The 25,009-nt window shown below is 71.0% G+C and carries 29 protein-coding genes; 18 read left to right on the top strand and 11 right to left on the bottom strand.

The window, feature by feature from the left end:
- Positions 1-5: 5 nt before the first annotated feature.
- Positions 6-797: an enoyl-CoA hydratase/isomerase family protein gene (locus OG230_RS07990; RefSeq protein ID WP_328909430.1), complete on the top strand. Its 792-nt coding sequence runs from the start codon at positions 6-8 to the stop codon at positions 795-797.
- A 12-nt stretch (positions 798-809) separates the two neighbouring features.
- On the opposite strand, the gene OG230_RS07985 is transcribed toward OG230_RS07990, so the two are convergent.
- Positions 810-1,517 (bottom strand): hypothetical protein, encoded by a 708-nt coding sequence (locus tag OG230_RS07985; protein ID WP_328909429.1) that lies wholly within the window; start codon positions 1,515-1,517, stop codon positions 810-812.
- 95 nt (positions 1,518-1,612) lie between these two features.
- On the opposite strand from OG230_RS07985, the gene OG230_RS07980 reads away from it, so the two are divergent.
- From OG230_RS07980 to amaP, 5 genes are read left to right on the top strand one after another with little or no spacing between them, the layout of a single operon-like run.
- Positions 1,613-2,095, top strand: coding sequence for an Asp23/Gls24 family envelope stress response protein (locus OG230_RS07980; protein WP_328909428.1), 483 nt, complete (start codon positions 1,613-1,615; stop codon positions 2,093-2,095).
- Between the two features lie 32 nt (positions 2,096-2,127).
- Positions 2,128-2,343 (top strand): hypothetical protein, encoded by a 216-nt coding sequence (locus OG230_RS07975; RefSeq protein WP_328909427.1) that lies wholly within the window; start codon positions 2,128-2,130, stop codon positions 2,341-2,343.
- Positions 2,340-2,693, top strand: a complete 354-nt coding sequence (locus tag OG230_RS07970) for an Asp23/Gls24 family envelope stress response protein (protein ID WP_328909426.1) — start codon at positions 2,340-2,342, stop codon at positions 2,691-2,693. Before OG230_RS07975 ends, OG230_RS07970 begins: the two co-directional genes overlap by 4 nt.
- Complete coding sequence (locus OG230_RS07965) at positions 2,690-3,391, top strand: DUF6286 domain-containing protein (RefSeq protein ID WP_328909425.1); 702 nt, start codon at positions 2,690-2,692, stop codon at positions 3,389-3,391. The genes OG230_RS07970 and OG230_RS07965 overlap by 4 nt, the downstream gene beginning before the upstream one ends.
- Before the next feature lie 5 nt (positions 3,392-3,396).
- A complete protein-coding gene (amaP, locus tag OG230_RS07960; RefSeq protein WP_443051512.1) occupies positions 3,397-3,975 on the top strand; it encodes an alkaline shock response membrane anchor protein AmaP in 579 nt (192 codons plus the stop codon).
- Positions 3,976-4,002: 27 nt separating this feature from the next.
- On the opposite strand, the gene OG230_RS07955 is transcribed toward amaP, so the two are convergent.
- The 6 genes from OG230_RS07955 to OG230_RS07930 form a co-directional block, all read right to left on the bottom strand.
- The gene (locus OG230_RS07955; protein WP_328909423.1) at positions 4,003-4,758 is read right to left on the bottom strand and encodes an SDR family oxidoreductase; all 756 of its coding nucleotides are present in this window, start codon (positions 4,756-4,758) and stop codon (positions 4,003-4,005) included.
- Between the two features lie 4 nt (positions 4,759-4,762).
- A complete protein-coding gene (locus tag OG230_RS07950) occupies positions 4,763-6,556 on the bottom strand; it encodes a glycoside hydrolase family 15 protein (RefSeq protein WP_328909422.1) in 1,794 nt (597 codons plus the stop codon).
- A 65-nt stretch (positions 6,557-6,621) separates the two neighbouring features.
- Positions 6,622-7,431, bottom strand: coding sequence for an SURF1 family cytochrome oxidase biogenesis protein (locus OG230_RS07945; protein WP_328909421.1), 810 nt, complete (start codon positions 7,429-7,431; stop codon positions 6,622-6,624).
- Between the two features lie 68 nt (positions 7,432-7,499).
- Complete coding sequence (locus OG230_RS07940; protein ID WP_328909420.1) at positions 7,500-7,733, bottom strand: hypothetical protein; 234 nt, start codon at positions 7,731-7,733, stop codon at positions 7,500-7,502.
- A 63-nt stretch (positions 7,734-7,796) separates the two neighbouring features.
- Entirely contained in the window at positions 7,797-8,777 is a 981-nt protein-coding gene (locus tag OG230_RS07935; protein WP_328909419.1) for a DEDDh family exonuclease, read from the bottom strand.
- A gap of 28 nt (positions 8,778-8,805) precedes the next feature.
- Positions 8,806-9,444 (bottom strand): TetR/AcrR family transcriptional regulator, encoded by a 639-nt coding sequence (locus OG230_RS07930; protein WP_328909418.1) that lies wholly within the window; start codon positions 9,442-9,444, stop codon positions 8,806-8,808.
- A 92-nt stretch (positions 9,445-9,536) separates the two neighbouring features.
- Here OG230_RS07930 and OG230_RS07925 point away from each other — a divergent pair, with 92 nt between their 5' ends.
- The 8 genes from OG230_RS07925 (at position 9,537) to OG230_RS07890 (ending at position 17,237) form a co-directional block, all read left to right on the top strand.
- Positions 9,537-10,337, top strand: coding sequence for an acetoacetate decarboxylase family protein (locus OG230_RS07925; RefSeq protein ID WP_328909417.1), 801 nt, complete (start codon positions 9,537-9,539; stop codon positions 10,335-10,337).
- Positions 10,334-11,218, top strand: a complete 885-nt coding sequence (locus OG230_RS07920; protein WP_328909416.1) for an SDR family NAD(P)-dependent oxidoreductase — start codon at positions 10,334-10,336, stop codon at positions 11,216-11,218. Before OG230_RS07925 ends, OG230_RS07920 begins: the two co-directional genes overlap by 4 nt.
- 28 nt (positions 11,219-11,246) lie before the next feature.
- Entirely contained in the window at positions 11,247-12,521 is a 1,275-nt protein-coding gene (locus OG230_RS07915; RefSeq protein ID WP_328909415.1) for an amidohydrolase family protein, read from the top strand.
- Entirely contained in the window at positions 12,518-13,744 is a 1,227-nt protein-coding gene (locus OG230_RS07910; protein WP_328909414.1) for an amidohydrolase family protein, read from the top strand. Before OG230_RS07915 ends, OG230_RS07910 begins: the two co-directional genes overlap by 4 nt.
- 25 nt (positions 13,745-13,769) lie before the next feature.
- Positions 13,770-14,483 carry a VIT1/CCC1 transporter family protein gene (locus tag OG230_RS07905; protein WP_328909413.1) on the top strand — a complete coding sequence of 238 codons (714 nt, stop codon included), beginning with the start codon at positions 13,770-13,772 and terminating at the stop codon, positions 14,481-14,483.
- Positions 14,484-14,589: 106 nt separating this feature from the next.
- The gene (locus OG230_RS07900; protein ID WP_328909412.1) at positions 14,590-15,489 is read left to right on the top strand and encodes a sterol desaturase family protein; all 900 of its coding nucleotides are present in this window, start codon (positions 14,590-14,592) and stop codon (positions 15,487-15,489) included.
- Entirely contained in the window at positions 15,486-16,172 is a 687-nt protein-coding gene (locus OG230_RS07895; RefSeq protein ID WP_328909411.1) for a lysoplasmalogenase, read from the top strand. The genes OG230_RS07900 and OG230_RS07895 overlap by 4 nt, the downstream gene beginning before the upstream one ends.
- 21 nt (positions 16,173-16,193) lie before the next feature.
- Positions 16,194-17,237, top strand: coding sequence for a zinc-dependent alcohol dehydrogenase family protein (locus OG230_RS07890; protein ID WP_328909410.1), 1,044 nt, complete (start codon positions 16,194-16,196; stop codon positions 17,235-17,237).
- Between the two features lie 65 nt (positions 17,238-17,302).
- Here the strand turns inward: OG230_RS07890 and OG230_RS07885 are convergent, their stop codons facing one another.
- Complete coding sequence (locus OG230_RS07885) at positions 17,303-18,841, bottom strand: S8 family serine peptidase (protein ID WP_328909409.1); 1,539 nt, start codon at positions 18,839-18,841, stop codon at positions 17,303-17,305.
- A gap of 304 nt (positions 18,842-19,145) precedes the next feature.
- Between OG230_RS07885 and OG230_RS07880 the strand changes: the two genes are divergently transcribed.
- The 3 genes from OG230_RS07880 (at position 19,146) to moaA (ending at position 22,322) form a co-directional block, all read left to right on the top strand.
- Positions 19,146-19,508: a DUF485 domain-containing protein gene (locus tag OG230_RS07880; RefSeq protein ID WP_328909408.1), complete on the top strand. Its 363-nt coding sequence runs from the start codon at positions 19,146-19,148 to the stop codon at positions 19,506-19,508.
- A complete protein-coding gene (locus OG230_RS07875) occupies positions 19,505-21,145 on the top strand; it encodes a solute symporter family protein (protein WP_328909407.1) in 1,641 nt (546 codons plus the stop codon). The genes OG230_RS07880 and OG230_RS07875 overlap by 4 nt, the downstream gene beginning before the upstream one ends.
- 187 nt (positions 21,146-21,332) lie before the next feature.
- On the top strand, positions 21,333-22,322 hold the full coding sequence (gene moaA, locus OG230_RS07870; protein WP_328909406.1) for a GTP 3',8-cyclase MoaA: 990 nt from the start codon (positions 21,333-21,335) through the stop codon (positions 22,320-22,322).
- Here the strand turns inward: moaA and OG230_RS07865 are convergent.
- Together OG230_RS07865 and OG230_RS07860 are read right to left on the bottom strand one after the other, a co-directional pair.
- Positions 22,305-22,553 carry a hypothetical protein gene (locus OG230_RS07865; RefSeq protein ID WP_328909405.1) on the bottom strand — a complete coding sequence of 83 codons (249 nt, stop codon included), beginning with the start codon at positions 22,551-22,553 and terminating at the stop codon, positions 22,305-22,307. The genes moaA and OG230_RS07865 overlap by 18 nt on opposite strands.
- Before the next feature lie 220 nt (positions 22,554-22,773).
- On the bottom strand, positions 22,774-23,148 hold the full coding sequence (locus OG230_RS07860; RefSeq protein ID WP_443051578.1) for a DUF3099 domain-containing protein: 375 nt from the start codon (positions 23,146-23,148) through the stop codon (positions 22,774-22,776).
- 212 nt (positions 23,149-23,360) lie between these two features.
- Here OG230_RS07860 and OG230_RS07855 point away from each other — a divergent pair, with 212 nt between their 5' ends.
- A complete protein-coding gene (locus OG230_RS07855; protein ID WP_328909403.1) occupies positions 23,361-23,636 on the top strand; it encodes a GlsB/YeaQ/YmgE family stress response membrane protein in 276 nt (91 codons plus the stop codon).
- A 96-nt stretch (positions 23,637-23,732) separates the two neighbouring features.
- On the opposite strand, the gene tyrS is transcribed toward OG230_RS07855, so the two are convergent.
- The gene (gene tyrS / locus OG230_RS07850) at positions 23,733-25,001 is read right to left on the bottom strand and encodes a tyrosine--tRNA ligase (protein WP_328909402.1); all 1,269 of its coding nucleotides are present in this window, start codon (positions 24,999-25,001) and stop codon (positions 23,733-23,735) included.
- Between the last annotated feature and the right edge of the window lie 8 nt (positions 25,002-25,009).

Below are 25,009 nucleotides of genomic sequence, written 5' to 3'. Positions count from 1 at the left end.
GTCCCATGACCTCGCTCGACTCTGTGCTCGACAAGGACGGCGTACGGCTCACCGTCGATGACGCGGTTGCCACAGTCACTCTCACCAATCCGGCCAAGCGCAACGCTCAGTCTCCCGCTCTGTGGCGGGCGTTGACGGAGGCCGGACGGGCATTGCCCGGCAGTGTGCGAGTGGTCGTGCTGCGCGGCGAAGGCCAGTCCTTCTCCGCGGGACTCGACCGGCAGGCGTTCACCCCGGAAGGGTTCGACGGTGAGCCCTCCTTCCTCGACATGGCGCGTGGCTCGGAGGCCGAGCTCGACGCGACCATCGCCGAATACCAGGAGGCGTTCACCTGGTGGCGCCGCAACGACATCGTGTCGATCGCGGTCGTCCAGGGCCACGCCATCGGTGCCGGCTTCCAGCTCGCCCTCGCCTGCGATCTGCGGATCGCTGCCGAGGATGTGCAGTTCGCCATGCGCGAGACCAGTCTCGGTCTCGTCCCCGACCTCACGGGCACCCACCCTCTGGTGAACCTCGTGGGGTACGCCCGCGCGCTCGAAATCTGCGCCACCGGCCGCTTCGTCCACGCCGACGAGGCCGAGCGCACCGGCCTCGCCAACCTCGTCGTCCCCGCCGATCAGCTCGACGGCGCCGCCCGCGACCTCGCCGCCGCCCTCCTCGCGGCCCCGCGCGACGCGGTCGTCGAGACCAAGGCCCTGCTGAGCGGCGCCCTCTCCCGTACGTACGAGGAGCAGCGCACCGCCGAGCGGGCCGCCCAGGGCCGCCGGCTGCGCGACCTGGCGGGCGTCACCGACTGACCGCGTCCGTCGTCAGCTCGCGGCCACGGCGGTGACGAGGACGCTTACCGGCGGATGGCTCTCCACCGCCGCCGTCACCGCCGTGCGGACCGCTCGGGCCACATCCAGTGCCCGGTGGTCCCCGGCCGTCGCCACCTCGACCCGGACGTGATCCGCTCCGGTGTGCACGGCGCTGCCCAGCACCCGTGTCAGTGCCACGACGCCGGGGACCGCGGCCGCCGCCGCTCCCGCCGCCCCCTCCGGTTCCCCCGTACGGATCTCGGCGGCCGGGGCGGCCACCGGCTCCGGCATCGCGTCCAGCAGTTCCGTCACCCGGAGATCGATCTCCGTGACCACCATGCCGAGCCGCCGCCGTGCCGTGTCCAGCAGCGCCGAGCGCAGCGCCTCGGCCGTGACGGGCAGTGGCCGGTCCATCGTGGCCGAGAACTCCGCCTCGATCCGCAGCGGCCCGGCCGGATACGCGCTGGGAGGCGCGGGCACCGCCGCCCCGGCCTGCTCCCGGCCGGGGTCCGCGTCCGGATCCGCCGGTCCGATCCTGAGTTCCCCCAGGGCGGCGCCCGGTCCGGCGACGGCGCTCCGCAGCACTTCCACCGCCGCCCGCTCGGCGATCCACGTTCCGTCCTCGGGACCGCCCAGAGGGAGCAACCGGCCCAGGCCGAGTCGCTGCCGTACCGCAGCCGTCCATCCGTCGACCCGCTGAGGGCTGTCCGCCGTCGTCATGGCACCCACCCTGCCGCATCCACGGCGCGGAACGGGGCAAGCGCACTTAATGTGGGCAGCGAAGTCCCATTCCTGTCCCGAAGGGAAGAGCGGCGATGACCGAGAGCCAGCAGCGCACCCCTGACAAGGAAGCCGCCGGAGACGACCGCGGCAAGTCCCAGCTGACCAAGCGTGGCGGTGGACCCCCCGCGACGCGTGGCCGCACCACCATCGCCGACGGAGTCGTCGAGAAGATCGCCGGAATGGCCGCGCGCGACGTGGTCGGTGTCCATGCGATGGGCAGTGGTCTGTCCCGGACCTTCGGCGCGGTCCGCGACCGTGTCCCCGGCGGCAGCAGGTCCGTCTCCCGCGGGGTCAAGGCCGAGGTGGGCGAGTCGCAGACCGCACTCGATCTGGAGATCGTCGTCGACTACGGCGTGTCGATCAGCGACGTGGCCCGCGACGTGCGGGAGAACGTGGTCGCGGCGGTCGAGCGGATGACCGGACTGGAAGTCGTCGAGGTCAACATCGCGGTCAGCGACGTCAAGCTGCCGGATGAGGAGGACGACGAGGAGCAGCCCGAGCCACGTCTCCAGTAGCCCTGCGCCGAAAGGCAGTTGAGGAGCGCACGATGAGCATGGCTGTGGTCGGCCTGATGGCCGGCATGGCACTGGGATTCGCCGGGTACTTCGGCGGATTCGGGGCCTTTCTGCTGGTGGCCGCGCTGGGAGCGGTCGGCTTCGTCGCCGGCCGCTTCCTGGACGGCGACCTGGAACCCGGTGACTTCTTCCGAAGTCGTGAGCGCGGCGACTTCCGAAGTCACGAGCGCGGCGACCGGCGACGGTGACGGCGGTGACCGGCCGGGTCGCCGCCGCGGAACGCGGGGAGACCCGGATCGCCGACCGGGTCGTAGCGAAGATCGCGGCCCAGGCGGCCAAGGAGGCGATCACCGACGCGCCCAAGGAGGGCGCGTCCCCGCGTGCCACGGTCACCGTGCACCGGGACGCCGCCCGTGTACGGATCAGTCTGGAGCTCGGGTACCCCTCCGACATCGGCCGCCAGTGCGGGGCCGTGCGTCGGCGCGTCGCCGAACGGGTAAAGACGTTGGCGGGAATGGAGGTGCCCGAGGTGGCCGTGCAGGTCGAGCGGCTCCACGGCACAGGACCGGGCGCCGCGGCGCAGGGGAGGATCCGATGAGCGAACCCCAGCACGGCGAGGGCACCGGGAGCACCGAGAGCGGCACGCAGCGGCTGCCCACCGCCGATCCCCTGGTCAAGGGCGGTGTCCAGGAGCTGGACCAGTCGTCCTCGTCCGCCGAGCACGACCCCGTTCCGACCCTGGAGCACGGCGGCAGGGCCGGCAGATTCTGGTCCGCCCGCCGTATCCCGGCGGCCGTACTGGCCCTGGTGGTGCTCGGCGGCGCCGGAATCCTGCTCTACGACATCGCGGCGGTACGCGCCGACCACCCCGCGATGCAGTGGCGGCGCACCCTCGCGGACGAGCTGGCCGAACGGCCGCTCGACGACGTCTGGGTGCTGACCGGCGCAGGCGTCGCGGTGGCGCTCGGGCTGTGGCTGATCCTTCTCGCCGCCACTCCCGGGCTGCGCGATCTGCTCCCGATGCGCCGCGACCACGTCGATGTCAGGGCGGCGCTCGACCGGACCGCCGCCGCCATGGTCCTGCGCGACCGGGCCGTGGAAGTGGCCGGTGTGCAGTCCGTACGGGTCCGGATGGGCCGGAGCAAGGTGGCGGTGCGCGCCGTATCGCACTTCCGTGAACTCGATGACGTACGGGCCGACCTGGACTCCGTACTCGGGACGGGCATCAAGGAGCTGGGCCTGGCCAGACCGCCGAGCCTCTCCGTGGCCGTCCGTCGGCCGGCGAAGAAGGGGTGAACGGCGTGCGCAGGACCGTCAACCGGGTACTGCTCGGCCTGGCCGGGCTGGTGCTGATCGTCGTCGGCGGCGCCGTCCTCGCCGCGGGGCTCGGCGTCTCCGTGCCGTCGTGGTGGCCGTGGTACGGCAAGAACGACGTACTGCTCAGCGAGGCGGACCGGGACCGCTGGCGCGACAGCGGCTGGTGGTGGCCGACGGTGATCGCGGTCCTCGCGGTCGTGGTCGTCCTCGCCCTGTGGTGGCTGCTGGCCCAGCTGCGCCGTGCCCGCCTCGCCGAGGTGCTGGTGGACAGCGGGGACGGCGAGGGGGCTCTGCTGCGCGGCCGGGCCCTGGAGGGCGTGCTCGGCGAGGAGGCGGGCACCCTGGACGGCGTTGCGCGCGCCCACGTCGTACTGACGGGCCGGCGCTCCGCGCCGCGCGCCAGGATCCGGCTGCTGATGGAGGCTCACGCCGCCCCGGACCAGGCGCTGCGCGGCCTCGCCGACGAGGCGCTGGCCCATGCCAGGGACTCGGCCGGACTGAACGAGCTGCCGGCCGAGGTCCGTCTGAAGGCCGTCAAGCACCGTGCGGAACGGGTGAGCTGACGCCGGGACGGACCCGGCGCGGAGCGCTCAGAAACCGTGCCGGGAGCCACCGTCGACGGGCACCATGAGGCCCGTCAGATAGGACGCGGCGGGGGAGAGCAGGAAGGCCGCGGTCTTCCCGAACTCCTCCGGCGTGCCGTAGCGGCGCAGCGGAATCCGGGCCTCGTTGGCCGTACGGGACGCTTCCGCGTCGCCGGACAGGGCGTCGAGCTCGCGCACCCGGTCGGTGTCGATCCGGGCCGGCAGCACCCCCACGACGCGGATGCCGCGCGGGCCAAGCTCGTCGGCCAGGGACTTGGCGAAGCCCGCCAGGCCGGGGCGCAGCCCGTTGGAGATGGTCAGGCCGGCGATCGGCTCGTGAACCGAGCCGGAGAGCACGAACCCGATGACCCCGCCTTCGCCGAGCGCGGCGGCGGTCGTACGGGCGAGACGTACCGCCCCGAGGAAGACCGACTCGAACGCGGTCCGCCACTGCTCGTCGCTGTTGTCCGCGAGGAAGCCGGGCGCGGGACCGCCGACGCTGATGAGAATGCCGTCCAGCCGGCCGAACCGTTCCTTCGCGGTGTCCACGAGGTGCTGCGCGGCTGCCGGGTCGGCGTTGTCGGCGACGATCCCCACGGTGTCGGGCCCCAGTTCGGCGGCTGCCGCCGTGACGCTCTTCTCGTCCCGGCCGGTGATGACCACCTTCGCGCCGTCCGAGGCCAGGGCACGCGCGGTGGCGTTGCCCAGCCCCCGGGTCGCGCCGGTGACGATGTACACACGGTCCTTCAGTCCAAGATCCATGGCCCTATCCTGCCGGGTCCTGTGCGGCGAGTGCGACCGCGGTGTTCACCAGGCCGATATGACTGAACGCCTGCGGGAAATTGCCCAGCTGGCGCCCGGCCACCGGGTCGTACTCCTCGGCGAGCAGCCCCATGTCGTTGCGCAGGGCGAGCAGCCGCTCGAAGAGCTTCTCCGCCTCGGCCGTCCGGCCGGTCCGCAGCAGCGCGTCCGCCAGCCAGAACGAGCAGACGAGGAAGGCGCCCTCACCGCCCGGCAGCCCGTCGACGGACACGCCGTCGGTGCTGTAGCGGCGCACCAGGCCGTCGCTGCCCAGTTCCTCCCGCACGGCGTCGACCGTGCCGATGACCCGGGGGTCGTCCGGCGGGAGGAATCCGGTCCGCACGATCAGCAGCGTCGCTGCGTCCAGCGCCCTGGAGCCGTAGGACTGCGTGAACGTGTTGCGTACGGGGTCGTAGCCCCTCTCGCAGACCTCCGCGTGCACGGCGTCCCGCATCGCCCGCCAGCGGTCGGCGTCGCCCGGCAGATCCGGTGTCTCCTCCAGGGTGCGCACCGTGCGGTCGGCGGCGACCCAGGCCATCACCTTGGAGTGCACGAAGTGGCGGCGCTCCCCGCGGATCTCCCACAGGCCCTCGTCCGGTTCGCGCCAGGTGGACTCCAGGAAGCCGAGCAGGCTGAGCTGGAGGTTCCAGGCGTGCGACTTGTTCTCCAGCCCGGCGTCGCGGGCGAGTCTGAGCGAGTCGATGACCTCTCCGTACACGTCGAGCTGCCGCTGCCGGACGGCCTCGTTGCCGGTGCGGACGGGCTGGGAGTGCTCGTATCCGCGCAGCCACGGCAATTCCGTCTCGGGCAGTCTGCGTTCGCCCGCCAGGCCGTACATGATCTGGAGGTCGGCCGGGTCCCCGGCGACGGCCCGCAGCAGCCAGTCCCGCCAGGCCGCGGCCTCGTCCAGATATCCGGCCGAGAGCAGGGCGCCGAGCGTCAGGGTGGAGTCCCGCAGCCAGCAGAAGCGGTAGTCCCAGTTCCGTACGCCTCCGATCTCCTCGGGCAGCGAGGTGGTGGGGGCCGCCACGATGCCGCCCGTCGGGCCGTAGGTGAGCGCCTTCAGGGTGATGAGGGAGCGGAGCACGGCCTCACGGTGCTTGCCCTTGTAGGTGCACTTCGCCGACCACTTCGCCCAGTCGGCCCGCGTGTGCTTGAGCGCCTTGTACGGATCGATCAGCTTGGGGCGGGGCGCGTGCGAGGCGTGCCAGGTGAGCACGAACGCCACCTTCTCGCCCTCGGCCACGGTGAACGAGGAACAGGTCGAGAACTGCTGTCCCCAGGTCTTGACCGGCGGGTCGCTGCGCAGCCACACGGAGTCGGGACCGGCGACGGCCACCCGGTGGCCGTGCGAGCGGCGCATCCAGGGCACGACGGAGCCGAAGTCGAAGCGCAGCCGCAGCACGGAGCTCATGTCCACCGTGCCGCTGACACCCTCGACGATCCTCATGAGGTCAGGGGCCTTGTCGCGCTGGGGCATGAAGTCGGTCACCTTCACGGTGCCGGTCCGGGTCTCCCAGAACGTCTCCAGGACGAGGGAGTCGCCCGCGTAGCCGCGTCGCGTGCAGGTGTCCGTGCTCTCCGTGCCCTTGGGTGCGATCCGCCAGTGGCCGTTGTCCTCGTCGCCGAGCAGCGCGGCGAAGCAGGCGCCCGAGTCGAAGCGGGGCAGACAGAGCCAGTCGACGGAACCGTTCCTGCCGACCAGGGCGGCGGTCTGGAGATCGCCGATGAGGGCGTAGTCCTCGATGCGTGGGGTCACGCTCTGGCGTGTTCCCGAACCTGCGGCTTGTTAAGCAGACCCGCGATGACGGGTGGTGGGCTTCCTCAGACCGTCGCGCCGGCGGTCGCGGGGTGCTCCGGCTCCCCGGCGCTCTGGCCCTGAGCCGCGGCCTCCTCGCGGTCGCGCTTCTCCCGGCGTACGAGAACCACCCAGCCGACCGGTACCGCGGCGGCGAACAGCCACCACTGGACGGCGTACGCCATGTGCGGGCCGATGGAGCTGTCGTCGGGGGAGGCGATCTGTTCGGGGGTGTCGCCGGAGGGCTCGGGCCCGGTCTGTTCGAGGTAGCCGCCGAGGACGGGCCTGGACAGCAGCTCGGACTGCTGGGCGCTGTTGATCAGCATGACCTGGCGGTCCGGCAGCCCCGACAGGTCCTTGATGCCGCTGCTGCCCGTGGTCTCGTCGGCCTTGAGCCGGCCGGTGACGGTCACTTCGCCGCGGGGCGGGGCCGGGACCTCCGGGAACGCCCGCTGGTCGCCGTCGGTGGGCACCCAGCCCCGGTTGACCAGGACGGTGCCGCCGCCCGTGAGGTCGAGCGGGGTCAGGACGAGTGCCCCGATCCGCTCGTCCTCGGAGGTCCGGCGCCGTACGACCACTTCGTGTGCGGTGTCGAACGTCCCGGTGGCGGTGACCGCGCGCCAGTAGTCGGCTCGCGGGACGGTGTGCCCCGGGGAGGTCAGCCCGGCGACCGGGACCGGCTTCGCCTTGAGGTTCTGCGAGATGAGGGAGTTCTGCGCGACCCGGTGCTGATGCCGGTGGAGCTGCCAGAAACCCAGCTCGACCATGGTCGGAATCAGTACGAGCGCGAGCAGGGTGAGAATCACCCACTGCCGGGTCAACAGGAAGCGGTACACCCCATGACGGTACAACCGGTGTCATGGGGTGCGGTACGGAGGGGTGGGGGTGGGGCCGGGGAGGCCCGTCACACTTTGTCCACGATGCCCGCCCTTCCCTCGGCGCGGGCGCAGTGGGCGCCGCAGTACCAGTGGCCCTCGACCTCGACGCCCTGCCCGATCACCTGGACCCGGCAGTGCTCACAGATGGGCGCCATGCGGTGAATGGCGCAGGAGAAGCAGTCGAAGACGTGCACCGCGCCCTGCGCGTGCACCTCGAAGGACATGCCGTAGTCGTTTCCGCAAACCTCGCAACGTGCCATGCGCCACAGGGTGGGACGCGAGGCGGCGGCGGGCGAGCGGATGGCGGGCGAGTCGCGCCCGGTTCACTCCGATGACGGTGCCGGAGCCACGTCCCGCAACAGATGGGTGAAGGCGCTCTCCTCCAGGATCGGCGTGCCGAACGACTTGGCCTTCACCGTCTTCGACGTCGCCGCGTCCGGGTCGTTGGTGACGAGGAGGCTGGTCAGCCTGGAGACGCTGGTCGCCACGTGGAGTCCGGCCTCCACGGCGCGGTCCTCCAACAGCTCGCGGTCGATCGAGGTGTCCCCGGAGAACGCCACCCGCATGCCCTGCATGAGAGGTTTGTCCTTCTCGTACCGTCCCGGATTCGGATACGGGCACGCCGGGCGCTTGCGCGAGGCACGCCAGCTGTTCTGACCGTGCGAAGCCTGGTAACCGATCCGCGGGGTGACCGGGGAGTCGGACCACTCGGTCAGCGGCCGGCACTCCAGGAGCGGCAGTCGTACGCCTCCGAGAGCCGCCGCGTGCAGGCTCGGGCGGAACGCCTCGGCGAGCACCCGGGCGTCGTCGAGCGCGTGGTGGGCGCGCTGCTGCACCACGCCGTAGTGCGCGGCGAGCGACTCCAGCTTGTGGTTGGGCAGCGGGAGCCGCAGTTCCTTGGAGAGGGCGATGGTGCACAGCCGCTGTTCGACGGGGGCGACGACGGAGGCGCGTGCGTACTCCCGGGCGATCATCGACCAGTCGAACGCGGCGTTGTGCGCGACGAGCACCCGGTCCGCGAGCCGCGCGGACAACTCCGCGGCCACCTCGGGGAAGAGTGGGGCGCCTTCCAGGACATCGCTGGTCAGCCCGTGGATCCAGACGGGGCCGGGGTCCCGCTCGGGATTGACCAGCGTGTACCAGTGGTCCTCGACGTTGCCCTGGGCGTCCAGCCGGTAGACGGCGGCGGACACTATCCGGTCGTCGCGCGCGAGTCCGGTGGTCTCCACGTCGACGACCGCGTACCCCTGTGGGTAGGCGGTCGGCCACGGCGCTGCAGTCTGGCGGTCGTCGAGCATGGTCACAGAGAATACGGGCCGGGACCGACAGTCCCTATTCGGCGGTCTCCGGACCGGGGCCGGAGCCGATCAGGGACTGCGCCAACGCGCGTACGGAGACGGTGAACAACCGCTCCGGGTCGGCAGGCCGGGCCAGCGCCCGCGCCAGCGCCGGATCGTGCCCGGCGGCCGTGGCCCACAGCTCCTCCTCGCCCGGCGACTGGACCGGTGAGCGCTCACGGTTGCGCTCGACGAGCAGGAAGCCGACGACCTGGAACTGCACGGCGCGAACCGCCTCGGCGGCCCGGGCGCCGCGCAGCCCCGCGGCGTGCACCTCGTGGACCAGGGCCTGCTGGGCAGGCAGGAACATCCGCTCCGTCAGTCCGCGTTCGTGGACCATCGCGATCAGATGGGGACGGTCGCGCAGTTCGCGCCGCAGGCCGCGGGCGATGGAGACGACCCGGGCGACCGGGGTGCGGCCGGTGGGACGGATCGCGCCCATCTCCTGGACGGTGCGTTCCACCAGGGCGTCCAGGAGCGATTCGCGGTTGCCGACGTGCCAGTAGATCGAGGTGACCGCGGTGCCGAGCTCCGTGGCGAGGCTGCGCATGGTGAGCGAGCCGGGCCCGTCCCGCACGACGAGGGCCGCGGCGGCGTCGAGCACCTCCGCGCGTGTCAGGGCGGTGCGTGGCATGGAGCTCCCCGTTCTCGTACGTGCACGGCTCTTTACCCTTCACGGCTCCCGGTGTAACTGTGTTACAGGCTACCGACGAAGGGTGGTACGACATGGCACGTGTACGGTACGGCGCGCGCACCGGGGCCGAGATCGCGGAGGCCCGCGCGGCCGGCTCCCGGCTCCCCGACATCTGGTCCACCGGTGTGGTCGCCCTCTGGGAGAGCGACCCCGACGCCGTGGCGGCCGTCCTCCCGCCGCCCCTGAAACCGGCCGAACGCCCTCTGGTGCGCGCCAACATCAGCAAGGTCGACCTCCCCGGCTATCCGCTCGGCGCGGGCTCCGTCGCCGTCGCCGCCGTGCACGACGGGCACGAGGGCTGGTATCCGCTCGTCATGCCGATGACCCACGAGCGGGCGCTGACCGGTGGCCGCGAGGTCTTCGGCGAACCGAAGAAACTGGGCGAGGTCACCGTCGAACGCGAAGGTCTCGTCGTCAGGGCCGCGCTCGCCCGGCACGGCATCGCGTTCGTCGAGGTGCGCGGCGCGGTCGACGGACCGCTCCCCCTCCCCGAGCCGGAGACGAAGCTCGACTTCTACTTCAAGTTCCTGCCCGCCGTCGACGGCGAGGGCTTCGACGGCGACCCCGTCCTGATCCACTGCACCCGCCACGAGAAGGTCCGCAAACTGGAGCGGATCACCGGCGACGTGGTGCTGCGCGAATCGGTCTACGACCCGGTCGCCGACCTCCCCGTACTCCGCCTGATCGGGATCACGCTCGGCGAGAAGACCAGCGACCAGAGCGGCAGGGCCGTCGAGCGGGTGAGCGCCGAGGCGCTGCTCCCGTACATCCACCAGCGTTACGACGATCCGCAGCAGATCCTCGACGGTCCGCCCGAGGAGAGCGTCCGATGAGGCTGGAGGAGGGGCAGGTCGCCGTCGTCACGGGCGCCGCGAGCGGCATCGGGCTCGCCATGGCCCGGAGGTTCGCCGGGGAGGGGCTGAAGGTCGTCCTCGCCGACGTCGAGGAGGAGGCGCTGCGCAAGGCGGCCGACGAACTGACCGAGGGCGGCGCCCAGGTGCTGGCCCGGATCACCGACGTCGGGGAACGCGACTCCGTCGAAGCGCTCGCCGACTCCGCGTACGAGACGTTCGGCGCCGTCCATGTGCTCTGCAACAACGCGGGGGTCGGCTCCGGGGCCGAGGGCCGCATGTGGGAGCACGAACCGAACGACTGGAAGTGGGCGTTCGCCGTCAACGTGTGGGGTGTCTTCCACGGCATCCAGGCGTTCGTGCCCCGCATGATCGAGGGCGGCGGCCCCGGCCATGTCGTCAACACCTCGTCCGGCGACGGCGGGATCGCCCCGCTGCCCACCGCCTCCGTGTACGCCGTCACGAAGGCCGCCGTGGTCACCATGACCGAGTCGCTCTACGCCCACCTCCGCGCGGACGGCGCGCACGTCGGCGCCTCGGTGCTCTTCCCCGGCCCGCACATGCTCCGCACCGGCCTGTGGGAGTCGCACCGCAACCGCCCGGAGCGGTACGCCAAGGAGAAGCCCCGCAGGACCCCGTACCGCAACCTCGGCCAATGGGAGGCCGCCATGAGAGCGGCGGGCCAGGAGGTGGAGTTCACGCACGTCGACGAGGTCGCGCAGACCGTCGTGGACGGCATCCGCGCCGACCGCTTCTGGATGCTGCCGCCGAGCGAGCACAGCGACCAGCAGATCCGTGCCAGGTCCCGGTCCATGCTCGACCGCGCGAACCCGGCCTACCTGGAGAGCTTCGTACTCGACTGACCGGACCGTCCCCACCGAGGAGCAAGCGATGACGGACCCGTACCTGATCATCTCCTCCGACTGCCACGCCGGGCTGCCCACCGAGGAGTACCGGCCCTACCTGGATTCCCGCTTCCACCGCGATTTCGACGAGTTCCTGGCCGGCCGCGACCGCCGCCGTGAGGAGATGACCCGGCTCGGCGTACGCAACGAAGCCTTCGCCGACCAGTGGTTCCACGACAACGAGGAGGGCCTCAGGGGAGGTTGGGACGTCACGCAGCGGCTCAAGGAACTCGACGGCGACGGGGTGGCCGCCGAGGTCGTCTTCCCCGACGCCGATGCCGTGGACAGCCGCACCGCCGCGCCCTTCGGCGTCGGCCTCGGGCTCTCCGGCGACCAGGACCCCGAACTCGGCATGGCGGGTGCGCAGGCGCACAACCGCTGGCTCGCCGAGTTCGTCTCCCAGCACCCCGAACGCCACTGCGGAGTGGCCCTGTTACCCGTCACCGGCGAGGTCGGCCGGGTCGTCGCCGAGATCCACCGGGCCAAGGAGTCCGGGCTCGGGGCGCTGATGATCCCCTCGATGTGGGTGGACAAGGCCCCGTACCACGACCGCCGTTACGACCCCGTGTGGGCGGCGGCGGCCGAGACGGCGATGCCGGTCCTCACCCACTCCGGCGCGGCCCCGCGCCACGAGTACGGCGACCATCTCGGCATCTACGTCTCCGAGGTCACCTGGTGGCCCTCGCGCCCCCTCTGGTTCCTGCTCTGGTCGGGCGTCTTCGAGCGCCACCCCGGGCTGAAGTTCGGGGTCGCCGAGTCGGGCTGCTGGTGGCTGCCGAACCTCCTGTGGTTCATGGACCGCCTCTACCTGGGCGCGCACGGCGGCAAGAAGCTCTCCCCGTTCGCCGAACTGAAGCGCCCGCCGCACGAGTACCTCGACCGCCAGGTCTTCGTCTGCGCCACCAACACCAAACGCCGCGAACTGGCCCAGCGGTACGAGATAGGCGTCGACAACATCCTCTGGGGCAGCGACTTCCCCCACCCCGAAGGCACCTGGCCCGGCACCGCCCAGTGGCTGCGCAACACCTTCCACGACATCCCGGTCGCCGAGACCCGCCGGATGCTGGGCCTGGCCGCGGCCGAGGTCTTCGGTTTCGACACGGCGAAACTCGCCCCGCTGGCCCGGCGCATCGGCCCGACCCCGCAGGACCTGGGCCAGAGCGACGACCAGACGGCGGTCGAGGCGTCGTGGGCGCGCTCGCGCGACGTGGGCCGCCACTGGCTGACCGGCCACGACTTCCCGGTGCTGGGGGCGTCATGACCGAGCGCTACACCGTCATCTCCGCCGACTGCCACGCGGGCGCCGACCTCCTCGACTACAAGCCGTACCTGGAGTCGAAGCACCACGCCGACTTCGACGCCTGGGCGGCGTCGTACGTCAATCCGTACGAGGACCTGGTGGCGGACACCGCCGACCGCAACTGGAACTCCGCCCGCCGCCTCGCCGAACTGGAGGCGGACGGCATCGTCGCCGAGGTCGTCTTCCCCAACACCATTCCGCCCTTCTTCCCCTCCGCCTCCCTGATGGCCCCCGCACCCACCCGGGAGGAGTACGAACAGCGCTGGGCGGGCCTGCGCGCCCACAACCGCTGGCTCGCCGACTTCTGCGCACAGGCTCCCGGCCGGCGCGCGGGCGTCGCCCAGATCCTCCTCAACGACCCGGCGGAGGCGGTGCGCGAGGTCCGCCGCACCAAGGAGGCCGGCCTCACCGGAGGCATCCTGCTGCCGGGCGCACCGCCGGGCTCGGGCGTCCCCGAGCTCTACTCCCAGGTGTACGACCCCCTGTGGGCGGTCTGCGAGGAACTGGACGTACCGGTGAACCATCACGGCGGGTCGGCCTCCCCGCCGCTCGGCGACGAACCGGCGGCGCGCGCCGTCTTCATGGTGGAGACCACGTGGTTCTCGCACCGGGCGCTGTGGCACCTGATCTTCGGCGGGGCCTTCCGCCGCCATCCCGGTCTGAAGCTGGTCCTCACCGAACAGGGCTCCGGCTGGATCCCGGGCGTCGTGGAGATGCTCGACTACTACCACGGGCGTCTCGTGGCCGCGGCCTCGCGCGCGGCCACCGCGGAGTCCAAGTTCGGTGCGGGGCTGGCGGCTTCGATGGGGAACAGCCCCGGCGAGGTGTGGCGCGACAACTGCTTCGTCGGCGCCAGTTTCATGCGTCCGCACGAGGTGCCGCTGCGTGACCGGATCGGCCTCGACAAGATTATGTGGGGCAGCGACTACCCGCACGACGAAGGCACCGCCCCGTACTCCAGGGAAGGTCTGCGCATCGCGTACGCGGGGCTGCCGCGGCACGAGATCGCGGCCATGGCCGGCGGCAACGCCGCCCGCGTCTACGGCTTCGACCTCGCCGCGCTCGACCTGATCGCGGCGAAGGCGGGCCCGACGGTCGAGGAGATCGCGGAGCCGCTGGAGGAGGTCCCGGCCGACGCCACCAGTCCCGCCTTCGCACCGGGCGGGTCGGTCCGCGTCTGGTGAGAGGCCGGAGTGAGACCATCCCCGGGTGACGGACACCGAGGTTCACGACGAAGCCCACGGCAAGGGACTCGGCGCACGGCTGAACTGGCTGCGCGCCGCGGTCCTCGGCGCCAACGACGGCATCGTCTCCACCGCGGGCCTCGTCGTGGGCGTCGCCGGGGCCACCAGCGACCGCAGCGCCCTGCTCACGGCGGGTCTGGCCGGGCTGCTGGCCGGGTCCATGTCGATGGCGGCGGGCGAGTACGTCTCCGTATCCACCCAGCGCGACTCGGAGAAGGCCGCGCTGGCGACGGAGCGGCGGGAGCTGTCGGAGACTCCCGAAGCCGAACTCGCCGAACTCACCGGCCTCCTGGAGGGCAAGGGCCTCAGCAGGGAAGTGGCCAGGGAGGCCGCCCTCCAGCTCACCGAACGCGACGCCCTGCGCGCCCACGCCGAGGTCGAGCTGGGTATCGACCCCGACGACCTGACGAACCCCTGGCACGCGGCGGGCGCGAGCTTCCTGGCGTTCACGGTGGGGGCGCTGCTGCCCCTGCTGGCGATCGTGCTGCCGCCCTCCTCGCTCCGGCTGCCGGTCACGGTGCTGGCGGTGCTGGCCGCCCTGGCGCTGACCGGCTGGTGGAGCGCCCGGCTGGGGGACGCGGCGCCGGGGCCGGCGATCCTGCGGAACATGGGAGGGGGAGCGGTGGCGATGGCGGTCACCTACGGGGCGGGGGCGTTGCTCGGGGCGGCGGGCGTGTAGTCGGCCCTCTTGGCAGAAGTCACCAAAGACTGCTGACGCCACGTCTCGCATACTTGTGGGTAACAACGTCTAGCCGCAGGCCGACCAGCGCATCTACGGTGCTCGCATGGAGCCGAACCTGCCCGATGTCGTGCTGTGGTCAATACCGGCCTTCGTCCTGCTCACCGTGGTCGAAATGGTCAGCTACCGGTTCCATCCGGATGAGGACGCCGCCGGATACGACGCCAAGGACGCCGCGACCAGCGTCACCATGGGACTCGGCAGCCTGGTCTTCGACCTGCTGTGGAAGATACCCATCGTCGCCATCTACACCGCGGTCTACGAGCTGACCCCGCTCCGCGTCCCCGTCCTGTGGTGGACCGTCCTGCTGATGCTGCTCGCCCAGGACTTCTTCTACTACTGGTCCCACCGCGGCCACCACGTCATCCGGCTCCTCTGGGCCTGCCACGTGGTCCACCACTCCAGCCGCAAGTTCAACCTCACCACCGCACTGCGCCAGCCCTGGACCTCGCTGACCGTCTGGCCGTTCTACGTCCCGCTCATCGCCCTCGGCGTCCATCCGGCGGCGCTCGCCTTCTGCTCCGCGGTCAACCTCGTCTACCAGTTCTGGGTGCACACCGAGCGCGTCGACAAACTGCCCAGGCCCTTCGAGTACGTCCTGAACACGCCGTCCCACCACCGGGTGCACCATGCCTCGCAGGGCGGCTACCTGGACCGCAACTTCGGCGGCATCCTGATCGTCTGGGACCGGCTGTTCCGCTCGTTCACCCCCGAGACCGAGCGGCCCGTCTTCGGCCTGACCAAGAACATCGCCACGAACAACCCGCTGCGCGTGGCGACCCACGAGTACGCGGCGATCGCCCGTGACGTCCGGGCGGCGCACACCTGGCGCGAGCGCGCCGGCCGCGTCTTCCGCGGTCCGGGCTGGCAGCCCGCGACGGGAACCGTGTCCACCGGGGCGGCACCCACCGGAGTCCAGGCCCCCGCCGCGGAGGCCACCCGATGAGCGCCCCGGCACCGCGGCGCGGGGACCGGCTCGCCCGGCCCCTGCTCATCGCCTTCCTCGCCGCGGCCGTGGTCGACCTCCTCGGGCTGCTGGCGGACATCCCCCTCGCGCACCTCGTCGCCAAGCCCCTGCTGATGCCGCTCCTCGCCGCGTACGCCGCGGCCCGCCGCGGCCCCCGGCTGCTCGTCGCCGCGCTGCTCTTCGGATGGGGCGGCGACACGCTCCTGCTGCCCGACGACGACCTCGCCTTCCTCCTCGGCATGGGCTCCTTCGCGGCGGGGCACATCTGCTACCTGCGCCTGTTCGGCCGCGCCCGCGGCTCCGTGACCGCCGGCGCCGGGTACGCGCTCGTGCTCACCGGCTTCCTCGTGCTGATCTGGCCGAGCCTGCCGGCCGACCTGCGGATCCCGCTGACCGGATACAGCCTGCTGCTCACCGCCATGGCCTGGCGGGCGGGCACCGCGGGGCGGGCCGCGGCGCTCGGCGGGGCGCTCTTCCTGCTCTCCGACGCGCTGATCGCCACCGGCATCGCGGACTGGCCGCAACTGCCCGCCCCGGACTTCTGGGTCATGCTGACGTACATCGCGGCGCAGTACCTCCTGACCACGGGGGTCCTCGCCCACCGGGCGGATTCCCCGGAGGGCGGCACGGAGGCGTACCGTGAGCGGAGTATCAGCATCTGAGATCAGCGAAGGTTCCCACGCATGCGCGCCACCGTCATCCACGCTCCCCACGACATCCGCGTGCAGGAGGTGCCGGACCCGACGATCCAGCAGCCCACCGACGTGATCCTGCGCGTCCTGCGGGCCTGCATCTGCGGCAGCGACCTGTGGGCGTACCGAGGAGAGTCCGCCCGGCAGCCCGGCCAGCGCATCGGGCACGAGTTCCTCGGCATCGTCGAGGAGGCGGGCTCCGGGGTCAACGGCTTCGCCGCCGGTGACCTCGTCGTCGCCCCGTTCGTCTGGTCCGACGGCACCTGCACGTACTGCGCGGAGGGCCTCACCACCTCGTGCCCGCAGGGCGGCTTCTGGGGGTCGGTCGGCTCCGACGGCGGCCAGGGAGAGGCGGTCAGGGTCCCGTTCGCCGACGGAACCCTCGTCAAGCTCCCGGCCGCCGCCGCGTCCGACGACCACCTGCTCACCGCGCTCCTCGCCCTCTCCGACGTGCTGGGCACGGGCCACCACGCCGCCGTCGGCGCGGGCGTGAAGCCCGGCAGCACGGTCGCCGTCGTCGGTGACGGAGCGGTCGGCCTGTGCGGCGTCATGGCCGCCAAGCGGCTCGGCGCCGAGCGGATCATCGCCCTCGGCCGCCACACCGCCCGTACGGACATCGCCCGCGCCTTCGGCGCCACGGACGTCGTCGCCGAGCGCGGCGAAGCTGCCCTCGCGGCCGTGCGGGAACTGACCCGAGGCGAAGGTGCCCACGCCGTGATCGAGGCCGTCGGCACCGAGCAGTCGATGCGTACGGCGATCGACATCGTCCGCGACGGCGGCGCCATCGGTTACGTCGGCGTCCCGCACGGCAGCGCCACCGGCCTGGACCTCGACGTCATGTTCGACCGGAACATCACGCTGCGCGGCGGGGTGGCCCCCGTGCGCACGTACATCCCGGAGCTGCTGCCCGACGTCCTGGACGGCACGATCGACCCCTCGCCGGTCTTCGACCTCACCGTCGGTCTCGACGGGGTGCCCGGAGGCTACAAGGCGATGGACGACCGTACGGCGCTGAAGGTGCTCATCAAGCCGTGACCGTCTGAACAGCAGGAAGGGCCGGGGACCGCCGTCCCCGGCCCTTCCTCATGTCATCCGGCGGATCAGCGGCGGACGGCGTCCAGCGCGTCCACGATTCCGGCTCCGTAGAAGCCGTTGTAGTTCGTGGAGCCCTCGCAGACCGCGTCGACCGTGCCGTCACCGTTGATGTCGTACGGCGCACCGCACGCGGTGGCGTCCGCCTGGTGCGCCAGCCTCGCCTTCACCTCGAACGCCGAGGCGTACGGGTGGGCCGACTTGATCAGGGCCACGACACCCGCGACATGCGGGGACGCCATGGACGTACCGGCCTTGTAGTTGTAGCCACCGCCCACCGTCGTGGACAGGATGCGTCCGTTGACGGCAGGCGCCGTCGGCGGCTGGTACACCGTCGAGTCGCCACCGGGGGCGGCCACGTCGATGACGCCGAGACCGTAGTTCGAGTAGGAGGACTTCAGAGCCTTCGCGCCCGTCGCGGCGACGGTCACGACGCCCGGCAGCTGGGTCGGGATGTCGAGGCACTCCGCCGGGTTGATCGTGCGGGTCACCGGCGTGGTGTCGTTCGGGCTCGTCGTGTCCTCTATCGCGTCGACGGCCAGGTCGTGGTCCGAGTTACCGGCGGCCGCGACGTTGACGGTGCCCTTGCGCTCCGCGTAGCGGGAGGCACGGCCGACCGCCTCGACCAGGGCGCTCTGGTCCGGGTCGTTCTTGCAGTTGAACAGCCACGGGTCGGTGTAATAACTGTTGTTGGTCACCTCGATGCCCTTTTCGGCGGCCCACATGAAGCCGCACACGACGGCCTCGCTGTAGAAGAAGCCGCTCGGGGTCGACACCTTGATACCGGAAACCTTGACGCCGGGCGCGACACCGGTCACACCGATGCCGTTCTTCGCCGCCGCGATGGTTCCGGCGACGTGCGTGCCGTGGTCGCTCTCGCCGGCCATCGGCCGCCAGGAACCCTCGGTGGTGTCCGGCGCACCGGTCACACAGTTCGCCGAGGCCGCGCGGTCGAAGTTCGGCGCGAGGTCGGGGTGCGTGTCGTCGACGCCCGTGTCGATGACGCCGACGGTGACCCTCTGGCTGCCCTGCGAGATCGCGTGGGCCTTGTCCGCCTTGATGGCGGGCAGGTCCCACTGCAGGGGCTCGAGCGGGTCCTGGTCCGCCGTCGCGTCGGCCGCCGCGGCAGCCGCCTCGTCGGCGGAGAGCGCCTGGGCGGCAGTGCCCACGTCGTTCGTCGCCTGGGGCACGATCGGGTTGGTGCGCGTGGCACCGGCCGACGAGACGCCCCTGACCTGACGGATCGTCTTCGCGAAGTCCGGGTTCTGCGAGTGGACGACGATGACGCCGATCTGGTCGTACGAGATGACGATCGTGCCGCCCGCGGCGGCTATGGCCTTCTTGACCTGCTTCGCCGAGCCGTAGCCGGCCTTGGTGTTGACGACGTAGGACAGCTTGGGCCCGTCGGTCGTGACCGCGGCGGTGGACTGCCCGTCCGTCGGCGCGGCCGAGGCCACCGCCGTCGGGAGGAAGCCCAGCGAGGCGGTGAGTGCAAGTCCGACGGGCAGCGCGAGTGCGCGTGTCCGTCTGGATGCCAGATGAGCCATGGGTTCTCCACATCATCCGTGTCAGGCGACCGGACACGGGGTGTGTGCGGTCGCGTACATGACGAGTGAAGTTATCTCTGATCATCCCGGCGCATCAATGACTAAGGGCAAGTGAGTTCGAAGCGTGTCGTGACGGACATGCGGCCGAAGAGGTGAGCCGGAGACAACGAGAGCGGTGGTGAACCGCTTCGCGCCGCTCTCCGTGCCGTTGTCAGGGAGTCGTATCCGCAGACTCCCGACACAGAGGTCCCCCTTGAAGAACACCCTTCCCACCACCACCGCACCCGCGTCGCGAGGAGATTCCGTGGCTACCGATGCACCCCCGCCGACCAAGATCGGAACGGGCCCCGTCCAACCCACCACCGAGGCGTTCATCGAGGTGCAGGAAAGCCCGGAGTTCGGTGAACTGCGCCGCTCGCACCGCTCCTTCGCCTTCCCTCTGACCATCGCCTTCGTGCTCTGGTATCTGCTGTACGTGCTGATGTCCAACTACGCCGGCGACTTCATGGGTACCAAGGTCGTGGGCAACATCAACGTGGCCCTCGTCTTCGGGCTCCTCCAGTTCGTCACCACCTTCCTCATCGCCTGGCTCTACTCGCGCCACGCCTCCAGCCAGCTCGACCCGAAGGCCGCAGCGATCAAGTCCCGTATGGAGGCCGACGCATGAGCGCCGCCGCTCTCGCCCACCCCAGCGTCCAGCTCGCCGCCGAAGGCGCGAGCGAGCACCGGCCGCTGATCATCACGCTGTTCGCGGTGTTCGTCGTGGCGACCCTCGTCATCACCGTCTGGGCAGGCCGCCAGACCAAGAGCGCCTCGGACTTCTACGCGGGCGGACGCCAGTTCACCGCCTTCCAGAACGGCCTCGCCGTCTCCGGCGACTACATGTCCGCCGCGTCCTTCCTCGGCATCGCGGGAGCCATCGCCCTCTTCGGGTACGACGGCTTCCTGTACTCCATCGGCTTCCTCGTCGCATGGCTCGTCGCCCTGCTCCTGGTCGCCGAGCCGCTGCGCAACTCCGGCCGGTACACGATGGGCGACGTCCTCGCCTACCGCATGCGCCAGCGCCCCGTCCGGACCGCGGCGGGTACGTCGACGATCGTCGTCTCGATTTTCTACCTGCTGGCGCAGATGGCCGGCGCCGGCGTCCTGGTGTCCCTGCTGCTCGGCATCACCAGCGACGGCGGCAAGATCGCGATCGTCGCCCTGGTCGGCCTGCTCATGATCGTGTACGTCACCATCGGCGGCATGAAGGGCACCACCTGGGTGCAGATGGTCAAGGCCGTCCTGCTCATCGCGGGCACCCTGCTCATCACCTTCCTGATCCTGCTGAAGTTCAACTTCAACATCTCGGACCTGCTCGGCACCGCCGCGAGCAACAGCGGCAAGGGCACGGCCTTCCTGGAGCCCGGCCTGAAGTACGGCGCCACCGGCACCTCGAAGCTGGACTTCATCTCGCTCGGCATCGCCCTGGTCCTCGGCACCGCGGGCCTGCCGCACATCCTGATCCGCTTCTACACCGTGCCCACGGCCAAGGCCGCCCGTAAGTCCGTGAACTGGGCCATCGGCATCATCGGCGCCTTCTACCTGATGACGATCGTGCTCGGCTTCGGTGCGGCGGCCCTGCTCAAGCCCGACGACATCATCGCGTCGAACAAGGCGGGCAACACGGCGGCCCCGCTGGCCGCCCTGGAGATCGGCGGCGGTGCGGGCTCCACCGGCGGCGCCATCCTGCTCGCGGTGATCTCCGCGGTCGCCTTCGCCACCATCCTGGCCGTCGTCGCCGGACTGACCCTGGCGTCGTCCTCGTCCTTCGCGCACGACATCTACGCCAACGTCATCCGCAGGGGCAAGGCCACCGAGAAGGAGGAGGTCCGCGCCGCACGCTGGGCGACCGTCGCCATCGGTGTCGTCTCCATCGCGCTCGGCGCGCTCGCCCGCGACATGAACGTCGCCGGCCTGGTCGCCCTCGCCTTCGCGGTCGCCGCCTCGGCCAACCTGCCGACGATCCTCTACAGCCTCTTCTGGAAGCGCTTCACCACCCAGGGCGCCCTGTGGTCGATCTACGGAGGGCTCGCCTCCTCCGTCCTGCTGGTGCTGTTCTCGCCGGTCGTCTCCTCCAAGCCCTCCTCGATGTTCCCGGACGTCGACTTCTCCTGGTTCCCGCTGGAGAACCCCGGTCTCATCTCCATCCCGCTGGGCTTCCTGCTCGGCTGGATCGGCTCCCTGATCTCGAAGGAGGAGCCCGACAAGGGCAAGTACGCCGAGCTGGAGGTCAAGTCCCTCACCGGCGTCGGAGCCCACTGAGAGAAGGAATTCACCGAGCCGTTCCGCCTCCGCCCCGCACTGCCGGCCCGGCCGCGTCGTAGAGTCCTACGACGCGGCCGCGCCGCGCCTCGTGGCAAACGGGCCCCCGTCGATGTCATAGGTCTCGCGTAGTCTCGGAACTGTCAGAACCGCAACCGCGGGACACCACCGGGGGAGGGGGCCCACAGTGCTCATCGACACCTATGGCCGGGTCGCCACCGACCTGCGCGTATCACTGACGGACAAGTGCAATCTGCGGTGTACCTACTGCATGCCCGAAGAGGGTCTGCAGTGGCTCTCCAAGACCGAACTGCTCAGTGACGACGAGATCGTCCGGCTCATCCGGATCGCCGTCACCGACCTCGGCATCACGGAAGTCCGCTTCACCGGTGGCGAGCCGCTGCTCCGCCCGGGCCTCGTCTCCATCGTCGAGCAGTGCGCCGCCCTGGAGCCCCGCCCCAGAATGTCGCTCACGACCAACGGCATCGGACTCAAGCGCACCGCTGCCGCCCTCAAGGCGGCCGGGCTGGACCGGGTCAACGTCTCCCTGGACACCCTGCGCCCCGACGTCTTCAAGACGCTCACCCGCCGTGACCGCCACCAGGACGTGCTCGACGGACTCGAAGCCGCCCGCGACGCCGGCCTCACCCCGGTCAAGGTCAACTCCGTCCTGATGCCCGGACTCAACGACGACGAGGCACCGGAGCTGCTGGCCTGGGCCGTCGCCCACGACTACGAGCTCCGCTTCATCGAGCAGATGCCGCTCGACGCCCAGCACGGCTGGAAGCGGGACGGGATGATCACAGCCGGCGACATCCTGGCTTCGCTGCGCACGCGCTTCACCCTCACCGCCGAGGGCGAGGACGAGCGGGGTTCCGCGCCGGCCGAGCGCTGGACCGTGGACGGCGGACCGCACCGCGTGGGGGTCATCGCCTCCGTCACCCGGCCCTTCTGCCGGGCCTGCGACCGCACCCGGCTCACCGCCGACGGTCAGATCCGCACCTGCCTCTTCGCCCGCGAGGAGACGGACCTGCGCGGCGCCCTGCGCTCGACGGCCCCCGACGAGGAGATCGCCAGGATCTGGAAGCTCGCGATGTGGGGCAAGAAGGCCGGCTCCGGACTGGACGACCCGTCCTTCCTCCAGCCCGACCGCCCGATGTCAGCCATCGGCGGCTGAGGACTCCCACTCCGCCAGGGTCACGACGTCCTTCAGGAATCCGCGTACGCCGAGGAACGAGGAAAGGTGCTCCCGGTGCTCGTCGCAGGCCAGCCAGGTCTTGCGGCGCTCAGGGGTGTGGAGCTTCGGGTTGTTCCAGGCGAGCACCCACACGGCGTCGGCGCGACAGCCCTTGGCGGAACAGATCGGCGTCGCGGATTCGCTCTCGGCGTGGGTCTCGAAGATGTTCACGGGCTCAACCCTAAGTCAGCTGTTCGGGCGGCCGACCGACACATCCCCGCCGGAGAAAAGGCGACGCCGAGCAGCCACGGGGGGAGCTGCCCGGCGTCGGTCCGTCGCTCCGACGGGGGATGCGGAGCGCGTACGAAGTATGCCATGGGGACCGGGGTGCGGTGCACCGGAACCTCATGATTGATCTGAGCTTTTCCTGAGCTTCCGAGGCGTCGACGGATCAGCCGTGCGCGTGCGGACGAGGGGTCTCCCCGGCCGGTCCCGCTTCCCCTTCGGCCTTCGCCGGACCCGCCACCGGAGCGGCCTCCAGAGCGGGCAGCACCGGCGCGGGAACGAAGGTCGAAGGAAGTGAAGTGGCGTTCTCCCGGCCCGCGTTGGCGATGACGACCGCCACGTAGGGGAGCAGCACACCCAGGGCCAGCGCCACGATGGCCACATGCCGCTCGACGTTCCACAGCACGGCCGACAGGACCACCGAGACGGTCCGCACGGACATCGAGATCACATAGCGCCGCTGCCTGCCCCGCACGTCCTCGGCGAGACCCTGGCGCGCCCCCGTGATACGGAAGACCTCCGCGCCGCTCCGCTTCCGCATCATGTTCCACCACCAGATCGCTGTGCCGGACGCTCCCCGGACCGGGCCGCCTCTACGGTACGCCGGGGACGCGCAGGGTTCGAGACCGGGTCGGGCCCGTCCGCGCGGAGCCATGTACGGGCGCCACGTACGGACCCGTCCGGCATGCGGCGCGGGGGCGGCGGGCCGAGACTGGCCGGACGTGCGCAGACTGCGCCGCACGAGGAGGCGAAATGGGCTGGTTGTGGGCAATCATCGTGGGCCTGGTGCTCGGTCTGATCGCGAAGGCGATCCTGCCCGGGAAGCAGGAGATCCCCCTCTGGCTGACGACCGTGTTCGGCATCATCGGCAGCGTCCTCGGCAACGCCGTCGCGACCTGGATCGGTGTCAATGACACCAAGGGAATCGACTGGACGCGCCACGTGCTCCAACTCATCGGCGCCGTGGCCGTGGTCGGTGTGGGAGACATGCTCTGGACCTCGATCCGCAGCGGAAGACAGCGGACCTGACCCGTTCGTGCGCGCAGCACAGCGGCCGGACACGCCTGGGCGTGTCCGGCCGCTGTGTTCTGTGGTCCGACGGTGCGGACGCGGTCCGTACCGGTGTCAGCCGGCCGTGACCTCGATGGCCGCCAGGTTCTTCTTGCCCCGGCGCAGTACCAGCCAGCGTCCGTGCAGCAGTTCCTCGTGGGCCGGAGCGCTCTCGCCGTCCGCGACCTTCACGTTGTTCACGTAGGCGCCGCCCTCCTTGACCGTCCGGCGGGCACCCGACTTGCTCGGTGCCAGACCGACCTCGACCAGCAGGTCGACCAGCGGGCCGAGCTCGGTGACCCGCGCGTGGGGCACCTCGGAGAGCGCGGCGCTCAACGTCGCCTCGTCCAGCTCGGCCAGGTCACCCTGGCCGAAGAGCGCCTTCGACGCGGCGATGACGGCGGCGCACTGCTCGCCACCGTGCACCAGCGTGGTCAGTTCCTCGGCCAGCGCACGCTGCGCGGAACGGGCCTGCGGACGCTCCTCGGTCAGCTTCTCCAGCTCCTCGAGCTCCTCGGGGCTCCGGAAGCTGAGGATGCGCATGTACCGCGAGATGTCCCGGTCGTCCGCGTTCAGCCAGAACTGGTAGAAGGCGTACGGCGTCGTCATCTCCGCGTCGAGCCAGACGGCGCCGCTCTCGGACTTGCCGAACTTCGTCCCGTCCGCCTTCACCATCAGCGGCGTCGCCAGCGCGTGCACCGCGGCACCCGGCTCCAGGCGGTGGATCAGGTCGAGGCCCGCCGTGAGGTTGCCCCACTGGTCGCTGCCGCCCTGCTGCAAGGTGCAGCCGTAGCGCCGGTACAGCTCCAGGAAGTCCATGCTCTGGAGCAGCTGGTAGCTGAACTCGGTGTAGCTGATGCCCTCGTCGGACTCCAGACGCCGGGCGATGGAGTCCTTCGTGAGCATCTTGTTGACGCGGAAGTGCTTGCCGATGTCCCGCAGGAACTCGATCGCCGACAGGCCGGCGGTCCAGTCCAGGTTGTTCACCATGACCGCCGCGTTCTCGCCCTCGAAGGACAGGAACGGCTCGATCTGGGCCCGCAGCCGCGCCACCCAGGCGGCGACCGTCTCCGGGTCGTTCAGCGTGCGCTCGGCGGTCGGGCGCGGGTCACCGATCTGACCCGTCGCCCCGCCCACCAGAGCCAGCGGCCGGAGCCCGGCCTGCTGGAGCCGGCGCATGGTGAGCACCTGGACCAGGTGCCCGACGTGCAGACTGGCCGCGGTGGGGTCGTAGCCGCAATAGAACGTGACCGGACCGTCCGCGAGAGCCTTGCGCAGTGCGTCCTCGTCAGTGGACTGGGCGAACAGCCCGCGCCACTTCAGCTCGTCGACGATGTCCGTCACGGTTCCGT

The sequence above is a fragment of the Streptomyces sp. NBC_00234 genome (assembly GCF_036195325.1).
In the GTDB taxonomy this organism is placed as follows: Bacteria; Actinomycetota; Actinomycetes; order Streptomycetales; family Streptomycetaceae; genus Streptomyces.
This window is presented reverse-complemented; position numbering and strand designations above follow the sequence as displayed.